The organism is Ktedonobacter sp. SOSP1-52 (assembly GCF_016587395.1).
In genome coordinates this window covers 521,637-540,497 of sequence record NZ_BNJH01000001.1, presented here as the reverse complement: position 1 = coordinate 540,497, position 18,861 = coordinate 521,637, and the positions used below count along the sequence as shown (strand labels likewise).

Here is an 18,861-nt window from a genome sequence, read left to right as displayed (position 1 = left end):
CAAGCGTTTTCCGCAATTTTTGCCGTGACGAAAAAAGACGCCGCGCTGTTGTCACGTTTTCGTGGGCTCACTTGTCTCCTTTCTAGAAGCGCTTATAAAGAGATCTCTCGCAAAAGAGAAGCGAAATATATAAGGAGCAATATGATGAACATTTTTGTAACAGGTGCAACCGGTGTCCTCGGAAAATCTCTTGTGCCTAAATTAGTTGAGGCAGGATACACTGTTTCGGCAATGAGCCGCACTGATGAGAACGATGAGCGATTGCGACGTGCAGGGGCGCATCCGGTACGGGTGGGCCTCTTTGATGTTGAGGAGCTCAAACAGGCGCTCGTTGGTCACGAGGCCATCTACCATCTCGCGACAAAAATCCCCTCCGCAACGCAGATGGGACGGAGTTCGGCTTGGCTGGAGAATGATCGCCTGCGCCGTGATGGTGCTCGCAACCTAGTCGAGGCCGCGCTAGCCGTGGGCACGGTCCAGACCATCATTTATCCCAGCTTCAATTTTCTCTATCCAAGCAGTGGTGATACTTGGTTGGATGCCCAGACGACGCCCATCAAAACGGCGACCCTTGCCTCAACTGTCGAGGCGGAGGAGGCCGTGGCGCGCTTCGCGGCAAGCGATCCAACTAGGCACCGTGGGATCTCACTGCGTCTGGGCTCATTTTACGGGCCGGAGGCGCCTTCAAGCTGGCAGATGTTGGACGTCGCGCGCAAAGGAATTGGTGCGTTTCCCGGTGCAGGTACTGGCTATCTCCCCCAAGTCTGGTTGCAGGATGCCATCAGTGCTCTGCTGCTTGCGTTGACGGAACCGGTACCTTCCGGCGTCTATGACATTGTCGATGATGAGCCTGTGACGCGCGCACAGATGTACACCATCCTTGCTCACGCTGTCGGTCGCAAACGTCTGATGGCCCTGCCAGATCTGCTAATGCGCCTGCTAACGGGGGCCAAGTATGCCGATACCAGCCGCAGTCTGCGCATCTCCAATCGCTTATTCAAAGCCGTCAGTAGCTGGCAACCCACGGTCCCCAATGCACGCATAGGTTGGGATCTGATGGCACAGATGCAGAACAAGTAGGAGGAAGTTATGATATTCGAAGAACACAAGCAAAAAGACGAAGCCGAAATCAAGAGGGTCATAGAGAGGGGGGTCGAGGCAATTCGCGCGAAGGATCTTGATGGAGTGATGTCCATGTACGCGCCCGAGCTCGTCTCGTTCGACATCGTGCCCCCGCTACAATACGTGGGAACAGATGCATACAGGAAACAGTGGAGAGAGGTGTTCTCCTCGTTCCCAGGTCCGATCAACTATGAAATTGTGAACCTATCCATCACAGTAGGTGACGACGTTGCATTCGCCCACAGCTTTAACCGGCTGAGCGCAACTATGGACAATGGGCAGAAAGTCGGTAACTGGCTGCGTTGGACTGCTTGCTTTCGGAAGATCGACGGCAAGTGGCTGATCGCGCATATGCAGGCTTCGGTGCCTGTCGATATGGCGACTGGCCAGGCAGTCCTTAACCTCAAGCCATAGCCATTTCCTGGGCGGTAATGAGTAAAGCCTGCTGACAATCAGCAGGCTTCATCGGTCAATTTACCTTCGTATGAGTAATAAAGACGAACTCTAAGCCAGGACGGTCGGGGGCATCGCGAACTGCTTCTACCGTTAACTGAGCACGTGAGAGCGTCTCGGCAATCTCCGATTGGGTGCGGAACCGTAAGGTTGAAGCGGACGTCATCACACTCCCATCCTTTCGGAACACGAACGTATGGCGAAAGGAGACCAGTGGTAACTGAACATTCATCAGCTCTACCCAGGACTCGACCGTGCCGATTCCGGGCGCCTCAATCACCTGGAAAGACTGTTCTCGGTTCCAGCCTTTCCATGCTTCCCTGGTTGGATCACGCACTTCAAAGACAAGACGCCCTTTCGGGCGAAGCGCCTCATGGCACGCCCGAAGTGTTGCCATCCACGCCTCGTCCGTAACGAAGACTTGTGCCACATTGCCAGTCATGGTGATGAGATCGGCATGCAATTCTTTGAGCTGCGCCGCAGTGCCGGTAATCCAGCGAACACGGTCGGCATACGCTTTCCGTTTGGCAACCTTCAGTGAGGCTACGGCAGGATCAATGCCAACGACCTCTTTCCCGAGCGCTGCTAAGCGACAGGCAAGCATGCCGGTTCCGCACCCTAGGTCAATGACAGAGTGGGCATGAAACTCGTCTGCTATGGCTAGATATGGGGCGAGATCCGGTCTGTCTGGATGATCGAGGAGGTCATAGATTTCGGCAAGTTTGGGCTCGGCAAATATGGCATCAGGCATCACAGTGTCTCTCCTTCTCCTCAGTTTTTTTGACCCGTTTGCCTTTTGAGGTAGGGCTAGGAGTGCGCCTGTTCGCTTATCGAGGAGTTGCTTAAAGAGCCGTACTTGAGTAGTGGTACGAGGGGTAAGCGGCCTGCGTCCAACAGCGGCACTGTTGGGGGTGGGAAGCCCGCTGACAATGTACCGGATGGGTCTAGCCAAAAGAGCCATCGGGCTACCCCTGCGACCTATGCTGACGAATGGGGAAAATGACCCCGCGAAGGAACCTGCGTAAATGTCGTTACGCGCCGTCGGGGGAAATGGCTGATACCCTCTAGCCAAAAGGCACGGCGGCTGACTCATTGGTTTCCTAGTCCAACGAGTGCTACTTCATTGCCCGCCCGGCGTAAAGCAGGCATGCTAAGGGTTGCTATCACTTCTCGATAGGCGCATCAGGGAACGTTCACACCGCCATTGCTCGTAAGAGTCGCGAGAATGCCAGCGGGCGGGAGAGCGGACGGAGGCGGCGTAGTAGCCTAACGCCATCCTGTAATGGGATGGACATGACGAAGGTCCGCCAGGGGAGATCCAAACGAACAGAGGATCAACAAGTGAACCAGAGAAAGCAGATGACGGAAGAAGTAATGGGGCCTTGTTCTCCGGCATAGCGGGGGACCCCACGTAACAGGTTGCGCTGTACTTCGACTGGTGCGCTCTGGAGTGGATGATTTCATCCATTAACTTGCAACTTCCCAGTAGCCGGGTCGAACTGGAAAGCGGTATGCGTTGAAAGGCGCACGTACCGTTTGGACGGGGGGAAAGGTCGTGAGGCCCTACCTATCCGTACTGCCTGTAAAATCCTATCACAAAGCAGGCTCCTAGCTCTGGGATCAATGGGGCCAGGATCTCCCATTGGGTGTCGGTCACATCTGAGGGATAGGGCTTTCGAGCACGCTGATTCGTCATCGAAGTTGATCCTTTCTCTTTGCTTAACTGACTCCTTTGCTTTTTTCTCTCGGCACTTTTCTTCGTTACGACACACTCTCATAAAACCAAGTGAGGAATAACATGATAGAGTCAGTTGCGGATGTGTTAGTTATAGAAAACAACAAAGTACTATTAGTACAGCAGAAACAACAGAGTTCCTACGGCTTGTGGGGTTTTCCTGGTGGTCATCTTGAGCCGGGTGAGACCGCTCAGGAGGCAGTCGCGCGGGAGATTCACGAAGAGCTTGGTACAGTGCTCATGCAAGTCAAACCGTTCAAGGTAACCCGTATTGAGCGGCCAAGTGGAACGCTTGAACTCCACACATTCACCGGTGTATTACGTGGCCCCGTAGTCCTAGAGGACCACGAACTCATGGCCTATGGTTGGTTCAGCCTCGAATCGCTTCAAATAATGCGGGAGAGACTCCGGCTGCCAATCTTGCTGGAGCACGCTCAAGAACTGCTCATCTCTCTTCCGTCCGTCGCGGGCAAATAAGCAGACAGGCGAAATCCACCATGGCCTGGAACATACATTTCTTCCGCTCATACCGATAACGTAACCGGTGGTAGCTTTTAAGACCGTGTTTTGGAATGCGCGGCGGTCATGCTGCATGACCAAAAGAGCAAGATCGGAGAAGTTTTTGCGCAGGTTTGATGGGAGAATGTCTTGCATGCAATTGGGGAGCGGAAGACCGGATGTCGCGCAAGACTGCGAGCGCGCGAGCAGACGACTCAACCTAGGAGAAACGGAGTCGTGACGTTCTGGGGTCGTTCTGCTTCAGTCTCAAAGAGCATGAGCGGAAAAGACGCGTCGCGCTCTTCATGGATTGGAAAGGAAACCATTATGAAATTGCTTCTCACCTCTGCTGGCATCAAAAACGACAGCATTCGTCACGCTCTGGTTGATCTGCTGGGCAAACCCATTGCCGAGTCCAGCGCCCTCTGCATCCCCACTGCGGGGTACGGGCACCCCATGGGCAGTCCTGGTGGGGCATGGCGTTTCATCACCGGTCAGTCCTCCACACCCATGTGCGAGCTGGGTTGGAAGTCCTTGGGAGTGCTGGAGCTCACCGCGCTGCCCAGCATCGGTGAAGAGCGCTGGGTCCCCTGGGTCCGAGAGGCAGATGTCCTGCTGGTGAACGGCGGCGATGCGTTGTATCTGTGCCACTGGATGCGGCAGTCCGGGCTGGCGGCCCTCTTGCCGGAGCTTCCCGAGACGGTCTGGGTGGGACTGAGCGCCGGGAGTATGGTGATGACCCCCAAGATCGGGGAGGACTTCGTCGGGTGGAAGCCGCCCGAAGGTTCCGATAGAACACTGGGACTGGTTGATTTTGCCATATTTCCGCACCTGGATCACCCCTCTCTGCCGGAAAATACCATGGCCGACGCAGAAAGATGGGCCGCTGGGTTGGATGTGCCAGCGTATGCGATTGACGATCAGACCGCCATCAAAGTGACCGATAGTGCGGTTGAAGTCGTCTCCGAGGGGCATTGGAAACGGTTTACACCCTAATGGGGTGGTTGAGAACTGGTTCGTTCTTGCATCCCAAACGAGCGAGGAGCGTACGCTGCGCTCCTCGCTACCTCTTGGTCCAGGTTGTCCCTTGCCTGATCCACAGAGGGTCTTTGTTCGCACGTGTAATGCGCAGCGGTGTGTGAGGGGAATAGATGACGAGTTCTCCCCGAATCGTCGCCTTTCTGGCTGCTCCGCACGCCGGACACTGGAGTTTCTCCACTCCTGTCGCTCGGATTTGTGCTGACTGAAGCTCCACGACTGTCCCAGAAAAAGGACAGTTCTCCGTACTCCCTTTGTCTTGAGAGCGTGTTTTGGAAAACGAAGCGCCACCTTTGCTTGACAACCACTCTTCTTGTCGCGTATAGTACCTATACGAATAACAAACATTTTCACCCACAAAGCGTCGCTGGAACAATTCTTTAGCGGTGGCGCATCATACTTCTTCTGTAAAGGGGAGTTGCTCGCATGGTAGAGGGCAACTCATGGGTGATTTTGTCTTCTCCTCCTCGACTCCTTCCCAGGATTTGTTCAAGCTCATGCGAATTCTTCCCCATCTTAGGAGTTCATCTGTTTCCTTGTACCGTGCATTTGGAAAAATGAGCACTATGGAGAATGCAATGAACGTATCGCATCCATTTCCTTTCCCTCAACAGACCTGGGATGATCTTCTCACGGATCCTAAAGAGATGGGCTGGTCTCCCAACTTGCTCGCCGTCGCACGAGCCTATGTGCAAGCCATTGGCTCAGCGGCAGTCATGATCGTCCATCAAGGGCGCCTGCTGGCTGCCTGGGGAGATATTGCCCACTGTTACAATTGTCATTCGATCCGCAAAAGCCTCCTCTCTGCTCTCTATGGGCTCTCCCTTGAGGAGGGGCATCTGCATCTGGAGAGTACCCTTGAGATGCTGGGTATCGACGATAGCGCCCCTGCCCTCTCGATGAAGGAGAAACAGGCGACGCTGCAGGATCTCTTGCAATCTCGTTCGGGCGTCTATCACGAGGCGAGTTATGAAACCGAATGGGCGAAAGCGACTCGCCCGGTGAGAGGGAGTCATTCTGCCGGGGCGTTTTGGTACTACAACAACTGGGACTTCAACGTTCTGGGCACTATCCTCGAACAGAGCGTTGGGCACAGCCTCTTTGAAGCGTTTGAGCAACGGATTGCGCTCCCCTTGCAGATGCAAGACTATGCGCGGCAAAAACAGAGTTATGAATATGAACCCGTCTCGCAGCATCCGGCGTATGTGTTTCGCCTCTCTGCGCGTGACCTGGCGCGCTTTGGTCTGCTCTTCTTACGCCAAGGAACCTGGCAGGGGAAGCCTCTGCTTCCGGCGGAATGGGTCCAGGCATGCACGACGGCCTACTCCCACAACGAATGGGGCGATGGGTTCGGGTACCTGTGGTGGGTTGCCAGCTCTGGCATCTTGTTTCCCAATCTCTCCCTTGAGGAGGTGGCCTATGCCGCCAAAGGCTATGGAGGACACTATCTGGCGATCTTTCCCGCGCGAGATCTCCTCGTCGTGCATCGCGCTGAGACAGAGCGTCCCGATGGCACGATCATCGATCCAGGTGATGTGGGCTATGTCACTTCAGCACAATTCGGAACGTTGCTTGCTCTGCTTCTAGAGGCTTGCCCATAACCATAGAGAAGTGCAAACAGAGCAGTCTGGAAAAACGAGCTTCCAGACTGCTCGGATTTTGTTCTCTGAGAAGGTTTGGGACAGATCAGTGGCTTCGCCCCAAACGAGCGACCAGGAGCCGGATCATCGCCACCTGGATGAGCGTTTCGCTCGTTTGCACTTTTCGTTCGTAGTCTTTGCTCAATCTCCTATTACGAGAGATCCACCCGAACGTTCTTTCCACAACCCATCTCCGAGGCAAGACGCTGAAGCCCCTCATGCCTGGAGTGTGCTCAACCACTTCGAGATCCCAATCGCCTTCTGCTTTGCACCAGGCAGCCAACTCTTGCCCACGGTAAGCCGCATCTGCCCAGAGCTTTTTAAGGAGTGGAAGGAGCGGGGTAAGACCGACAAGCAGGCATCGGGCACCTTTACTGTCATGGAGATCGGCTGGGGTGACGTGACGACTCCCCACGGCTCAAGCCGGGGGCTTCTCAGGAGGCTTGCGCTTCCTGATGGCTCCGTCCGAGCCAACGATTTCTGATGTTGATGGCGGCATTGTGGTCTCTGTCCAGTTCGTAGCCACACGCGCACGAGTGCCAGCGTTCTGAGAGGTCTTTCTTGACCACTGTGCCGCACCCACTGCACACCTGGCTGGTCATACGTGGGTCCACCTTCACCACCTGGACGGTACCAGCGTTCTCAGCTTTGTACTCACACCTGGCAATGAAGGTTGACCAACCAGTATCAAGTATGGATTTGTTCAAGCCAGATTTCGCGCTGGCTCCGTTAGGAAGATAGTGTCCTGTCTCCTCATCTTGCTTGGGCTTTGCTCGTTTCGAGAGGTTGGCAGGCGCGATCTCTTCAAAGACAATGGTTTCATAGGTGTTGACGAGACGACGCGACCACTGGTGCAAGTAGTCATTGCGCTGATTGCGTACCTTGCGATGCAGACGAGCCATACGCTCTACGGCTTTTTTGCACCTCTTGGAACCTCGCTTCTTTCTCGACAAGGCTTGCCCGGCCTTTGCTAACTGCTTCTCAGCACGTCGGTAGTGCTGAGGATTCTCAATGACATCGCCAGTAGAAAGCGTTGCGAGCTTGGACACTCCCAGGTCAATCCCCACACATTCATCGGTGTAGGGAGTGCGTGGAACGCTCTGCACTTCACACACCAAGCACACATACCAGCAATTGCCCTCTCGCTTGAGCGTACACGTCTTCATGTTCCCAAGCACCTTGCGATGCTGCTTGATCTTCACATGCCCAACCTTGGAGAGCACAAGAAGCCCATTTTCAAGAGAGAAACCAGCTTGTGGGTAACAAAAGCTATCATATCGGTTGCACCCCTGAAATCGGGGATATCCTGGCTTTTTCCCTGCTTTTACCCGCTTGAAGAAGCCTTTGAAGGCGTTCTCCACCTTCCTGAGCACATCTTGTAAGACCTGAGAGTGGATATCCTTGTACTCCTCCCGAATCCCTTTGATTTCGGGGAGTTGCATGGCTTGCTGATTGTAGGTGGTTCCTTTGCCAGTGTATGTGTACATCTCTCGACGCTCTTGCAGCGCTGCATTGTACAACTCGCAACATCTGGCAAGCGTCCATTGCAGCTTCTCGGCTTGCTTTCTTGTGGGGTAAAGGCGAAACTTATACGTCTTGAGTGCCATGTTGTTTCGCCTCCTCTTTCTTGAGGGCTTCACGCACTAACCGCTCAAGGACTTCGACCATGCTTTTCTTTTGCAGAGCAGCAAGAAGCCTCAAATTATCATGCGTTTTGACCCAGATTTTGATGGTGGTTTGCTCTTCTCTGTGTCTCTTCATAGTTGTAATTATACAACAGTATGAGCACAAAAACAAGGTAGGATGTTTCCCCTACCACCCAATCCACCCACAAAAGGAACACGCCTCATATCCCTAGGGCTCAAGCCCAGGGTTTTACGGCGCGGTTCGATAAACCGAGAGCAGCAAGCCCAGGGTATCAACAAGGATATGGCGCTTACGTCCTTTCACGCACTTATGGGCATCAAAGCCACAGATCCCGGCAGATTCCTCGACAGTCTTGACACTTTGCGCATCCATGATCGCTGCGCTCGGCTGCGCATTCCTGCCTACTCGCCCACGTTCGGCTCCTCGTAGGGCAGTGAGCAAGCGAAACCAGGTGCCTTTGAGGCGCAAGCGCCGAAAATGGTAAAAGACTGTCTGCCAGGGCGGAAAGTTGCATGGCAAGTAGCGCCACGGGCAACCGGTACGCAGGACATAGAAGATTGCGTCGAAGATGGCGCGCAGGGAGTGAGTGGACGGCCTGCCTCGTTTGGACAGTGGAGGCAGATGTTGTTGCAGGATCTCCCACTCTGCATCGGAAAGATTGCTTGGATAGCTGATACTCATTTCCGCCAGTTTATCACACACGGGTTCTTCTGCTCTCTCCAGGGAACAGACAGAAGCAGCTTAGGAAGTGGTTTTTATCCAATTGCAAAACATGCTCTAAGTACTACAGCACCACTTAACGAGGTATATATGTTACGAAGTGGCTTCTTAGGCTCCTTCTTTGTAGGAAACTTGTAATGTGGCAGTGAGCCTGTGGAACCGCCTCATGTTTTAAGTGGTGCTGTAGTACTAAGTGTGAACAGTTGAGATGGAGTGTCAAAAAACGGTCGGTTTCGAGATGCATGAAACAGCCATTTTTGAGAAGAATAGAAAAGAAAAAACGTAGTCAAAATGAGAGAGAAACATATCTCTTCTACCATCTTATGAGGAAAGCTTCCAGCATGCTATACGAGTGATAAAGCAGTCCACTGAAACGACGAGAGGGAAAATGACAGAATCCCAAAACAAGGAAAGCACAAAAGCGTCTCTGAAGATGCAAAGGAATTCGCATGGGTCCATGCTACCGGAACCACAACACTCTCCCAAGAGGGGATACCGCAGGCGCTCCGTTTTGATTGGTGGGATAGGTGCAGTTGCAGCTCTCGCTGGTGGGGGTGGTGGCTGCTCCAGCCACGAGCAGATCCCATCGATACGCATCAAATTTTTAGCCTTCCGTTTGAGCAAGAACTTGGACCGGATGATGATCGACCATATTTAGAGTATAGTTGGCTGCCTGATAGTACCCACCTGGCAGGAGCAACGCAACAGGAGTTGTTTCTGATCGATGTCCAGCAAAGGCAAAAGATCTGGGAACAGGCTTTCTCCTCTTTTTCCAAAAATACGCTTGTCCTGCAATGGTCCGCAGATAACCAGCGCATTCTTGTCACAGGAGAAAAACAGCGGTATGTTCAGGAGTTGATCCCAGGAGGAAAGCAGATCATCTGGCCTAGCCCCACCCAGTTTCAATCCCTTCCCCCTCCTTCGCAGGGTGATACAAGGGGAGTGAAGGTAGCGTTCTCTCCTGATAGGTCACTGCAGGCGATAGCCTATCCGACAGCCAGTACTTCTGTCGGTATCTTCGATATTCATGAAAATCGATTCATAGCGGCGTGTGGGACCTCTCAAAGTTATACCAGTTATGACCAGTTGGAAATGGCCTGGGCTCCTGACGGAACGTCTCTGGCTGTCTATATCGGCTCGACCAGTGAGACCCGTTTCTCTTCTCTTCCTACGCTTCAGGTCTACCGTATTTCAGATGGACATCTCCTTTGGAGGTCTACGATTGCCAATCCTGGAGACAATGATGGGAATCGTTCTGGACACATCAAATGGTCTCCTGACAACGCGACGATTGCATGTACCTATACCACCAGCCTCACCACCTATAGAACTACACTCACCGTTGTGGACGTGAAAACCGGCGCCACGCGTTTTCAAACAGATATGGCATCATTCGACCAACGGGTCCCTCCAGCATTGACGGGGAGGCCTTTGCCTGGTCCCCTGATGGCTCCCGCCTCGCTTTTCTCGCACTGGAAAAGGGACAATCAGTGGTTCAGGTCTGGAACGCCCATAGCGGTCAACATCTCTTTACCTGCCAGCGTGTTCTGGGGATGCCGTTGAACATCTCCTGGTCGCCAGATGGAACCGTTCTTGCTGCAGGCTATACCACTGAGCAGGCAGCAGAGGCTACCACGACCCTCCAATTCTGGGAGACGCAACACGGCAAAGCACGCTTCTCGTATCAGGCGCCAGGGTTTCCCCATCAATTACTCTGGTCGCCAGATAGCCATTCTCTCGCAACGTTCACCTCACAGCCAACGCCACTCCATTTTTGCGCCATGGGATGCCATGGCTTCAGTTTTCACAAGTTTCTTCGGGTGTTTGAGATTGGATAACAAAAGAAGGCTCGCGTAGGAGCAGCAGATAGACATCCAGGCGCGAGAAATAGCCCCAGCGCCTGGCTATTTCTCCACCGAATTCTAAACTCATTACTACATCTCATCAAACAAACGGTTTTGACGCTCAGCAGTTTCTTGAGAGAAAGAAACTGCTGAGTGTTGGACAGGAGAATTCAAAGAAAAGACATGTTAAGGGTGAGGAGCAATGCTGCTTTCTGCATGAGCTAGGCCCCTGAGTATTAATGGATACTGTTGCTTAATTACGCATCACGCTGGGGACGTCTGGAGCTCAGCAAAGCGCGAGAGTCGGGTCTTCGCCTGTGGAATGCCAGCTTGCCAAGCGTCAAAGCGGACCAGGTTAATAGCGCACGCCGTCAAAATGTGTTGGAGATGTGTTTTTGCTTCGCCGATGTAGCGAGAGCGGCGCAATCCGAAGCTGCGCGTTCCCTGTGAAATGGTTCCCTCGATACCAGCCCTGCGTTCATAGCGCTTCTTCCATTCCGGGGTTGTTTGCAAGCGGCGAACCCGCTGCAATATTTGATGGTTGGTCTGGATGCGCAAGGTTATGTGCCTGGGAGATTCTGCGGCCTTCGTACACAATGAGCGAGCTGAGCACAGGCGACAATCGGTTCGGGAAAACTTCACGCTGATGACCGGTGTCCCCCACGCATCTAGGTGTGGTGTCCAGCAGGTATTCCGTTTCCCTTGAGGACAGAGTACTTGGTGTGTTTCCCAATCAATCGTAAAATGAGTGAGATCGTAGCCCTGGTCAGCTTTCGCCTGCCAACTGGAGCCAGGCCTCATAGGCCCGATGACCTCAATGCCCAGATCACGCTGACTCTTCACGACCAAATCGGCATCGACATAACCCGCATCCAGGAAGTGTTCGCTTGGCAGAAGGTCTTTCTTCGCGAGCGCGTCATGGATAGGAGCAGAAAGCTCGCTATCAGTGATCCCGGCGGCGGTCGTCTCGACATGGGTAATGAGGTGAATTTTCTCATCCTCACAGGTTTCCGTGAGGTGAACCTTAAAGCCGGTCCAGGTAATCGAGCGTTTATTGCCGAAACGGGCGTCTGGATCGTACGGTGAATCAAAGCGCATCCCGGCAGGCGGGAGATCTTCGGCTTTGCGCCAGCGTAACTGACCCTCTTCTGCATAGTAGTGGAAGGTCCAGATGCGCCGAAGGTTTTGGATGGCAGGAAGCTCTCGCAAGTGAGGTGGGGCCAATGGGTCATAGAGAGATGTGAGCAGCCGCGAGCCATCTGCCCCGATCACTTCGGCATAGTCCTTTCGAGCCTCTTTCCCTTTGGGGAGGCGAGAATCCTCAATACGGGTGCTGTAGCGATCAAACCACTCAGGCGCCAGGTGCTCACGCAACCACTCTGGGGCAAGGGTGGCAAGCTCGTTAAGCGCTGCCCGGAGTGTTTCCCCAACGCATTCGAGCCGATTGGGAACACGGATGGCCGCGAGCACATGGGTGGAGTCGGTTCGTTGTTGGCCTCGTGCTTTGAGTAGCCCCTGTGCTCTGAATCGCTCTAACATGGTTTCCAGCAGGATTATCTCAGCCGATCCAGACAGCAACCGCGCACGAAATGCGCGAGAGGGCGGAGAAATCAAAGCCTGGGTCTGCTAAATCCAGCGAAAGAGAGTATTTCCAATCAATTCTACTGCGCACCGCCTCTGCTGCTTGTCGATCTGAGAGTCCTTCCACAAATTGGAAGACACAGACCAGCACGAGTTGCCAGGGTGCCTGAGCAGGCCGACCTCGTTTAGGGAAGAGAGCAGCAAACTTCTCGTCTTGATACAGCGTGCCTAGCTGATCCCGCATGGTCAGATAGATGTTCCCATGGGGAAAGGCTGCGCGGGCTACTCGAACGGTTTCTTCAGGGATGGAGGCTATTGCGCGAGGAGGCATCGACATGGGAGATCTCCTTTCTCTCGACGAAACGTACGCTCTTCTGATCTCTATCGTAGTAAATCCCCGCTCGATTTGCCCCTATGGCAATTGAGGAGATCATTTCAGAACGGAGGGTAACTATGGCACATCCTTCGCCATGCGTTCTGGTCACAACCAGCCAGAGTCATACACACGACCATTTTTGGCAGTGATAACGGCCCTCGTCTGTATGACATAGCCATCTCTATCCCAAGGTGCCGGAGTAGCATGCAAGACAATCGAGAGAATGTCATTTTGGTTGAAACCGTGTTTTTGAAGCATCCCTTGAACTGTTCCTTTGAGCGAAACCAGAGACAATCGGAGCGGTTGCAACTCCGCAACCTTGGGGGGATAGGGATTCTGGACAAGCAATTCAATGGCTGTTGTTACTTCTCCAGCTGCTCGAAGAGCTTGAGTCAAATGTGGAGAGAGAAAGCTCAGACCACTTGCGGAATGATGTGCGATATTATGAGCAACCCCTGCTAGTTCTGCCATTTTTGTCATTGCTCTTCTGACCTCTTATGAAGATAAAATGATGACGACGCCACGCTCATACATCTCTTCTTACACCCCACCACTCGAAGCGATGTGTTTGCCATCTGGTGACCACGCCACTGCGCTGACCTCGTCGTGTTCATTATAGATCAAACCATGGCTCCCATTCGCAGCATCCCACACCTGCACTGTCCAATCAGCACTACCAGAAGCGATGTGTTTGCCATCTAGAGACCATACCACTGCCCTGACATTGTCAGTATGCCCACTATATATAAAAAGGAGATTGCGAGGAAGGTTAGGGTGGGTAGTGTAAATTGCGGTCGCCGATTCAGCACGAATTCCGGTTCTGGCTAGGCGCGCTCTGCTGGCTCATTGAGCACGCCTAGCCAGAACCGGACAATGGCGTCGTTGTGCCAAATCCATGCAGCCCGATAAACCGCAATTATGCTGAAACCAAAACCGCGATTTACAGGTAGCGGCACTTAGCCACCAGATGCCTCTCCCCACAGTTGCAACTCCTGTCGTGGTTAACCCGATGATTACTGCTCGCCGCGAAAGTGAATGCGCAGGCGTCGAGGTCTACGTTGGAGTGTCTACGAGTGGAGATGCGGGAACAGCCTGGGACTGGGGAGTTGGGGAGACAGGCATGGCAACCGTTGGCGGCAAGGAGGGCTCTAACATTGAATTTGTGTCTATCAATGTTTTGCCAGCAGGAACTGTCAGACCTCCTGCTGGCAAAGGCGATGAGGAGTGAGGGGAGATCGTCTCTGCAACAGGGGTGCATATTGGGCCTTGTGCCGTCCGACTGGCTTCTTCTAGCGCCTTCGCAAAGGCTTGCACGCGATGAAAACGCTGTTTCGGGTCTTTCTCCAGGGCTGTCAGGATTACCTGCTCCACCTCGGCTGGGAGTGTGGCACCTTCTGGTGTAAGGGGGCGGTGGCGCCATCAGATGCTTCAGCTCTTCGGAAAAATTGAGCCACATGACATGATGGGAAAATCTCTCATTCCAACGCTCCTTACCCTCAGCTCCACAGGATACTCCCGGCTGTTTTGACCACTGTGGCCCTCAGCCTGGTCCCGCAGGGAGATGAAGAGCAAGATGCGAGAAGTTTTTTCAGGTCAGGGTGCTACACTGTGTCTACTTACAAGAGGAAAACAGAAGTTGGTCTACAAGAGAGGAAACACCATGAGAACAGTCATTTCTCAAGACGGCACGCCCATCGCGTTCGATCAGTCGGGTCAAGGGCCCGCGCTCATCCTGGTGGCTGGCGCACTTTGTGCCCGATTATCTTGGTCTGGGCCGGAACTCGCCCAACTTCTTGCGCCACACTTTACGGTGTATAACTACGACCGTCGAGGACGAGGTGACAGTGGGGATACCAAGCCGTATGTCGTCGTGCGTGAAGTTGAGGACATTGAAGCTTTGATCGATGAGGCTGGCGGGTCTGCCTACCTGTATGGCCATTCCTCTGGGGCAGCTCTTGCTCTTGAAGCGACTGCCTCGCTCGGCGAGAAAGTCAAGAAACTTGCTCTGTATGAGGTCCCATACAATGATGAGCGTGAGGCAAAGCTCGCATGGAGAGCATACATCCATCACCTGACAGAAGCTTTAGCAGCCGATCACCGAGGCGATGCGGTCGCGCTGTTTATGCAGTATGTTGGGATGCCAGCCGAGCAGATTGAAGCTATGCGTCAGGCCCCGACCTGGCCACTGCTTGAGGCGATAGCCCCGACGCTTGCCTATGATCACACTGCCATCCTGGGCAAAGACTGGTCGGTGCCCATCGAACGAGCAGCGCGGGTGCGTGTGCCAACACTGATCATGAACGGTGGCGCAAGCTTTCCTTTTATGTATGAGACGGCACGAACGCTCAGCAAAGCGATGCCTTATGCGCAGCTCTCTACACTGGAAGGGCAAGGTCATGCCCCGGCTAATGACGTGCTCGCGCCCGCTTTGAAAGAGTTCTTCCTTGGCTGAGGCCGCGCCTACCTCTCGCACGGTGTCGGGGCGTTTCTGCTCACATACGTGCTTTAGGAATGTGCCCACTCTTTCCCAAGCGTGCTGTCGGCTTGTCTTGAGCGGTAACCGCAATGCGTAAACCAGCCAAGAGCATCTCGCTTCGTGATCGTGAGGAGGGCTTGCCCAATCGCCTCCTGTAATGCCTCGGGTGTTCGCGCTCCCACACGGCGTAAAAAGGCTTTCAACTTGGAGGCTGAAACACGGCGTGTTCCTCCTACTCCAGTACCAAAGCAAGCAGAGCACTGATCTGCGTAATCCCTGCTGGTCCTGCGAGCACGATTCCCACACTCCGGAGAACCTGACCTCTGACTTGCGGTTTGCTTAGATGACCAAAAGCTGTTGACTCAGAGTGCTTTCTTCTGCCGATCGTTTTCTTTCATCGCCCGAATCAAAGTGATGGTGGCCCTTGCCATTCTTTCACCATTTGCTCAAGTTGTCCACGTACGCCTTCTGGTCGTAGCCAACCATAGCCAGCATCTTGCAACTGATGGATCAATCCCTGGAAATCTTCTTCGTTCCATATGGGTGTCCCCTCTCGCGTGAGAGCTTGCTGAATTTCCTGCTCCGTGGGCTCACGATCCTGCGGGAGGTTTGCCACGTAGGGCGTGTGCAGGGTGAGCAAGATCTCCAGGCAGGAACGGGCACCCTCATCCCACTCGACTGGATCGCGCGTTTCCATGACCCAGTCGAGTTCCCAGAGCCGGGCAGTTGCCCAGGTGCTGGAAACGATCCAACGGCCATCTGAACTCAAGCTCACGGAGATTACCTCATTGCCCTGTCTTTCCAGGGTATAGACACAGCGTCCAGTTGTTGCCTCCCATAACCGCACTGTGCCGTCCTCACCACCAGAGACAATCCAACGTTCATCTGAACTCAGACGGAGTCCATTTATCCCGTTCATATGGCCTGTGAGGACATGTACACAGCGCTCGTCGGCCACCTCCCAAAGCTGGATCGTACCATTGCTGCACCCACACACCAGCAGGCTGCCATTCGCATTGAGATCAATGGCCCTCACAGTCCCGTGGCTGTGGTCGATCAATCGATGCACACAGTGCCCAGTGGCCGCCTCCCATACTCGCACGACCCGGTCCTCGCCACCACACGAGGCAATCCAACATCCATCTCTACTTATACGTACTGAAGTCACTGCGTGCCCTTTTCTATGGCCTTCGAAGATCCGTAAACAGCGCCCGGTGGCCGTCTCCCACAGACATATGGTTGCATCAAAGCTTCCGGAAACGAGTAAACTCCCATCGTCGCTTATACAGATTGCGGTCACTCCCCCACGATGGCCCTGAAAACGCTGGAGGTAACGTCCAGTGTTCATGTCCCACAGCCATATAATGCTGTCTGGATCGCTGGAGGCAGCCCAGTTTCCATGCACATCGATACTGACTGGACAACTACCCACTCTCTCTTGGGGAACAATCGCCACCGTTTTGACATGCCAACCAGCACGCAGATGGGAGCGAGAACAATGACGCGAAAGTCTTGCCCATGTGTCCATACATTGAGGATGGCGTTCCCAACCGGGCTGTGAACGCACCTGGGTCAAGATGTCCAGTGCCTGCGCAAATTGTTGGGTTTTGAGCACATGAGAAGCTTGCTGGAGGAGTGTTCTTGCAAAGGCATCCGTTTGCATCACATCCGTGAAAGAAAGAAAACGTGAAGGAGTCAAAGAACAAGGTAGATATTGAAATGGTCTTCTCTCCCAACGTTGTGTTGTACCCTCCCCAAAGGAAGCAACGATCCAGCGTCCATCCTCACTGATGCTGACGGAAGTAATCTCAGCAGTATGCCCTCGCAAAATATGCATGCAGTGTCCAGTCATAGCTTCCCAGATTCTCACGGTATGGTCCTGGCTGCCAGAGACAATCCAGTGCCCATCCCCGCTGATGCTGACGGAAGTAACCTCATTAGTATGACCCTCAAATGTTCGTTGATAGCGCTCGCCGAGCATATCCCAGAGCTTGACTGTACAGTCCTGGCTGCCAGAGATAATCCAATGCCCGTCCTCGCTGATATCAATAGAGGTGACCTCGTAGGCGTGCCCCGTGTATTTACCAACAATACCAAAATCGAGATCTGCATCCCGGACATGCGAGTCCCCGCCAAAGTGGCAGATACACCTCCCTGTAGCGGTTTCCCGGAGTGCTATGTCGCCTCCATGACTTCCAGAGACAATCCAGCGTCCATCCCTACTCAGTTTCACCGTAGTCACCCAATCATATTCCTTATCCTCAACGATGTGCATGCAATGCCCCGTAGCAGCCTCCCAGATTCTCACGGTGCGGTCCTCACTACTGGAGACGATCCAGTGTCCATCTCCGCTGATACTGACGGAAGTGATCCTACCAGTATGGCCCTCAAACGTCTGCAGACAGCACTCTGCCATGATGTCTCCCAGTTTTATCACACTATCGTCATAGCCACAAACAAGCCAGCGTCCATTGGCACTCAAGCTCTCCGTCAAAATCCACCCATACATGTCGTCCAGGTGGAACTCTTCATAAGAGGAAGGGAGCGTTTTTGCTTGTTCGAGCAATTTCTCGATCTCCTCATTATGAGGTACTAGTTGTGAAGCTTCTTCAAGCAATTGAAGCCCAGTAATGATATCACCTTGTTCCAGGTAAATCTGGGCGAGCAGATAGGCCCCCCACCCGGACTGGATTTGTGCTGATCGAACCATTTCCAACCGATCGATGAGCGTTTCATCAGAGAATTTCCCTTGTCGCCAGAGCACTACTCCTCGATTGTAGTTCGCCTCCAGATGCTGAGGGTCGGCTTGCAGCGCTTGCTCCCAGACAAGCATTGCTGGCTCGACTTTGCCCAGGTCAAACAGCGAAAGCGCTCGGTTGTTGAGCGTAGCCGCCAGAGTTTCAGTAGGTTGAGGTGCTTCCCGTGGATAGGCCTGCCCCATCTCGAGGGCATAGATCTCTTGGAGGATGGTTGCTACCTCCAACATGGTTGCTGGCCGATCCTCTGGCCGTGGCTCAAAGCAGCGAGCGAGCAATTGCACCAGTTTGGCAGGTGGTGGGGGAATAGCTGCGTCCTGGGGTTCATAGCTCGAGAGCACCTCACGCGCCAGCATGCCGCTGTGCCAGGTGACTTCTCCTACCCATATCTCCAGCAGTGAGACACCCCAACTCCAGATATCCGTCTTGCGGCTCAGAGCTTTGCCTGCTGCCTGTTCAGGGGAGCAGTAAGCGGGGGTCATACCACGAGAACTCACCAGAATACTGCGCTGACCGTTTCCTCCAGATCTCTCTGCTTGCTCGCCAGCCATTACGCGTGCCTTTGCGAGACCGAAATCAGTCACTTTGGCGATCCCCTGCGAGGTCAGCAGCACATTGGCAGGTTTGATGTCCTGGTGTACCAGTCCCTGCTCATGGGCAGTGTGCAATCCCCAGGCAAACTGAATGGCGATATCGAGCATGCGCTCCAGGGCCTGCCTCTGCCCTTCCTCATAGAGGCGACGGCTGCCAATCCAGTCCGCCAGGCTCCCTCCTGCCACGTATTCGGCAAAAATGCGTGGGATCGGGGTTTGCCTATGGTAGGAACAGAAAGTCGGAATAGCAACATAGTCTGAATAGGCTAAGATCCCCTGCTGAAGCATCATAAGGCAATGAGGAGAAGAAAGGGAGCGCCTTATACGCTGAGTAGCGTAAGAGAGCGCTTCCAAAGAGCGTTCATTGTTTCCCGACTCTCAC

16 protein-coding genes and 3 pseudogenes are annotated in these 18,861 nt (G+C 53.7%); 10 read left to right on the top strand and 9 right to left on the bottom strand.

The features are described 5' to 3' along the window. Positions 1-141 precede the first annotated feature (141 nt). Positions 142-1,080: an NAD(P)-dependent oxidoreductase gene (locus JMJ16_RS02370; protein ID WP_236601143.1), complete on the top strand. Its 939-nt coding sequence runs from the start codon at positions 142-144 to the stop codon at positions 1,078-1,080. A 9-nt stretch (positions 1,081-1,089) separates the two neighbouring features. Continuing rightward, entirely contained in the window at positions 1,090-1,536 is a 447-nt protein-coding gene (locus JMJ16_RS02365; protein ID WP_201378092.1) for a nuclear transport factor 2 family protein, read from the top strand. 55 nt (positions 1,537-1,591) lie between these two features. On the opposite strand, the gene JMJ16_RS02360 is transcribed toward JMJ16_RS02365, so the two are convergent. Both JMJ16_RS02360 and JMJ16_RS55815 read right to left on the bottom strand, forming a co-directional pair. Beyond that, positions 1,592-2,326: a bifunctional 2-polyprenyl-6-hydroxyphenol methylase/3-demethylubiquinol 3-O-methyltransferase UbiG gene (locus tag JMJ16_RS02360; RefSeq protein WP_201378090.1), complete on the bottom strand. Its 735-nt coding sequence runs from the start codon at positions 2,324-2,326 to the stop codon at positions 1,592-1,594. Between the two features lie 816 nt (positions 2,327-3,142). Then, positions 3,143-3,271 carry a hypothetical protein gene (locus JMJ16_RS55815; protein ID WP_255553152.1) on the bottom strand — a complete coding sequence of 43 codons (129 nt, stop codon included), beginning with the start codon at positions 3,269-3,271 and terminating at the stop codon, positions 3,143-3,145. A 102-nt stretch (positions 3,272-3,373) separates the two neighbouring features. On the opposite strand from JMJ16_RS55815, the gene JMJ16_RS02355 reads away from it, so the two are divergent. From JMJ16_RS02355 to JMJ16_RS02345, 3 genes are all read left to right on the top strand, one after another. After that, positions 3,374-3,787, top strand: a complete 414-nt coding sequence (locus tag JMJ16_RS02355) for an NUDIX hydrolase (RefSeq protein WP_201378088.1) — start codon at positions 3,374-3,376, stop codon at positions 3,785-3,787. Positions 3,788-4,135: 348 nt separating this feature from the next. Next, the gene (locus tag JMJ16_RS02350) at positions 4,136-4,804 is read left to right on the top strand and encodes a Type 1 glutamine amidotransferase-like domain-containing protein (RefSeq protein ID WP_201378086.1); all 669 of its coding nucleotides are present in this window, start codon (positions 4,136-4,138) and stop codon (positions 4,802-4,804) included. 620 nt (positions 4,805-5,424) lie between these two features. Next, positions 5,425-6,447, top strand: a complete 1,023-nt coding sequence (locus tag JMJ16_RS02345; protein WP_201378085.1) for a serine hydrolase — start codon at positions 5,425-5,427, stop codon at positions 6,445-6,447. 85 nt (positions 6,448-6,532) lie between these two features. Here JMJ16_RS02345 and JMJ16_RS02340 read toward each other — a convergent pair. From JMJ16_RS02340 to JMJ16_RS02330, 3 genes and pseudogenes are all read right to left on the bottom strand, one after another. After that, positions 6,533-6,895, bottom strand: a pseudogene (locus JMJ16_RS02340) (transposase); the annotation flags it as partial. Positions 6,896-6,920: 25 nt separating this feature from the next. Next, the gene (locus tag JMJ16_RS02335) at positions 6,921-8,093 is read right to left on the bottom strand and encodes an RNA-guided endonuclease TnpB family protein (RefSeq protein WP_201378084.1); all 1,173 of its coding nucleotides are present in this window, start codon (positions 8,091-8,093) and stop codon (positions 6,921-6,923) included. A gap of 277 nt (positions 8,094-8,370) precedes the next feature. Next, positions 8,371-8,814: pseudogene (locus JMJ16_RS02330) on the bottom strand (IS5 family transposase); the annotation flags it as partial. A 496-nt stretch (positions 8,815-9,310) separates the two neighbouring features. Here JMJ16_RS02330 and JMJ16_RS02325 point away from each other — a divergent pair. Genes JMJ16_RS02325 through JMJ16_RS53550 form a run of 3 tightly spaced genes read left to right on the top strand, consistent with a single transcriptional unit; the run spans position 9,311 to position 10,691 of the window. Next, positions 9,311-9,511, top strand: coding sequence for a hypothetical protein (locus JMJ16_RS02325; protein WP_201378083.1), 201 nt, complete (start codon positions 9,311-9,313; stop codon positions 9,509-9,511). A 53-nt stretch (positions 9,512-9,564) separates the two neighbouring features. After that, the gene (locus JMJ16_RS53555; protein ID WP_236601142.1) at positions 9,565-10,416 is read left to right on the top strand and encodes a hypothetical protein; all 852 of its coding nucleotides are present in this window, start codon (positions 9,565-9,567) and stop codon (positions 10,414-10,416) included. Further along, positions 10,407-10,691: a hypothetical protein gene (locus JMJ16_RS53550; RefSeq protein WP_236601141.1), complete on the top strand. Its 285-nt coding sequence runs from the start codon at positions 10,407-10,409 to the stop codon at positions 10,689-10,691. The genes JMJ16_RS53555 and JMJ16_RS53550 overlap by 10 nt, the downstream gene beginning before the upstream one ends. Positions 10,692-10,961: 270 nt before the next feature. Here JMJ16_RS53550 and JMJ16_RS02315 read toward each other — a convergent pair. The 3 genes and pseudogenes from JMJ16_RS02315 to JMJ16_RS56670 all read right to left on the bottom strand — a co-directional run bounded on the left by JMJ16_RS02315 (position 10,962) and on the right by JMJ16_RS56670 (position 13,401). Beyond that, positions 10,962-12,615: pseudogene (locus JMJ16_RS02315) on the bottom strand (IS1182 family transposase). Positions 12,616-12,759: 144 nt separating this feature from the next. Continuing rightward, positions 12,760-13,125 carry a hypothetical protein gene (locus tag JMJ16_RS02310; protein ID WP_201378082.1) on the bottom strand — a complete coding sequence of 122 codons (366 nt, stop codon included), beginning with the start codon at positions 13,123-13,125 and terminating at the stop codon, positions 12,760-12,762. A gap of 69 nt (positions 13,126-13,194) precedes the next feature. Further along, complete coding sequence (locus tag JMJ16_RS56670) at positions 13,195-13,401, bottom strand: WD40 repeat domain-containing protein (protein ID WP_374228981.1); 207 nt, start codon at positions 13,399-13,401, stop codon at positions 13,195-13,197. A 262-nt stretch (positions 13,402-13,663) separates the two neighbouring features. Between JMJ16_RS56670 and JMJ16_RS02300 the strand changes: the two genes are divergently transcribed. Both JMJ16_RS02300 and JMJ16_RS02295 read left to right on the top strand, forming a co-directional pair. After that, entirely contained in the window at positions 13,664-13,882 is a 219-nt protein-coding gene (locus JMJ16_RS02300) for a hypothetical protein (RefSeq protein WP_236601140.1), read from the top strand. A 432-nt stretch (positions 13,883-14,314) separates the two neighbouring features. After that, entirely contained in the window at positions 14,315-15,106 is a 792-nt protein-coding gene (locus JMJ16_RS02295) for an alpha/beta fold hydrolase (RefSeq protein ID WP_201378080.1), read from the top strand. Positions 15,107-15,536: 430 nt separating this feature from the next. Here the strand turns inward: JMJ16_RS02295 and JMJ16_RS02290 are convergent, their stop codons facing one another. After that, positions 15,537-18,833, bottom strand: coding sequence for a serine/threonine-protein kinase (locus tag JMJ16_RS02290; RefSeq protein WP_236601139.1), 3,297 nt, complete (start codon positions 18,831-18,833; stop codon positions 15,537-15,539). Positions 18,834-18,861 lie beyond the last annotated feature (28 nt).

Bases quoted from the DNA above. Each gene is read 5' to 3' on its own strand.
- JMJ16_RS02370 (WP_236601143.1), top strand. From the start codon at position 142: ATGATGAACATTTTTGTAACAGGTGCAACCGGTGTCCTCGGAAAATCT.
- JMJ16_RS02365 (WP_201378092.1), top strand. From the start codon at position 1,090: ATGATATTCGAAGAACACAAGCAAAAAGACGAAGCCGAAATCAAGAGG.
- JMJ16_RS02360 (WP_201378090.1), bottom strand. From the start codon at position 2,326: ATGCCTGATGCCATATTTGCCGAGCCCAAACTTGCCGAAATCTATGAC.
- JMJ16_RS55815 (WP_255553152.1), bottom strand. From the start codon at position 3,271: ATGACGAATCAGCGTGCTCGAAAGCCCTATCCCTCAGATGTGACCGAC.
- JMJ16_RS02355 (WP_201378088.1), top strand. From the start codon at position 3,374: ATGATAGAGTCAGTTGCGGATGTGTTAGTTATAGAAAACAACAAAGTA.
- JMJ16_RS02350 (WP_201378086.1), top strand. From the start codon at position 4,136: ATGAAATTGCTTCTCACCTCTGCTGGCATCAAAAACGACAGCATTCGT.
- JMJ16_RS02345 (WP_201378085.1), top strand. From the start codon at position 5,425: ATGAACGTATCGCATCCATTTCCTTTCCCTCAACAGACCTGGGATGAT.
- JMJ16_RS02335 (WP_201378084.1), bottom strand. From the start codon at position 8,093: ATGGCACTCAAGACGTATAAGTTTCGCCTTTACCCCACAAGAAAGCAA.
- JMJ16_RS02325 (WP_201378083.1), top strand. From the start codon at position 9,311: ATGCTACCGGAACCACAACACTCTCCCAAGAGGGGATACCGCAGGCGC.
- JMJ16_RS53550 (WP_236601141.1), top strand. From the start codon at position 10,407: ATGCCGTTGAACATCTCCTGGTCGCCAGATGGAACCGTTCTTGCTGCA.
- JMJ16_RS02310 (WP_201378082.1), bottom strand. From the start codon at position 13,125: ATGGCAGAACTAGCAGGGGTTGCTCATAATATCGCACATCATTCCGCA.
- JMJ16_RS02300 (WP_236601140.1), top strand. From the start codon at position 13,664: ATGATTACTGCTCGCCGCGAAAGTGAATGCGCAGGCGTCGAGGTCTAC.
- JMJ16_RS02295 (WP_201378080.1), top strand. From the start codon at position 14,315: ATGAGAACAGTCATTTCTCAAGACGGCACGCCCATCGCGTTCGATCAG.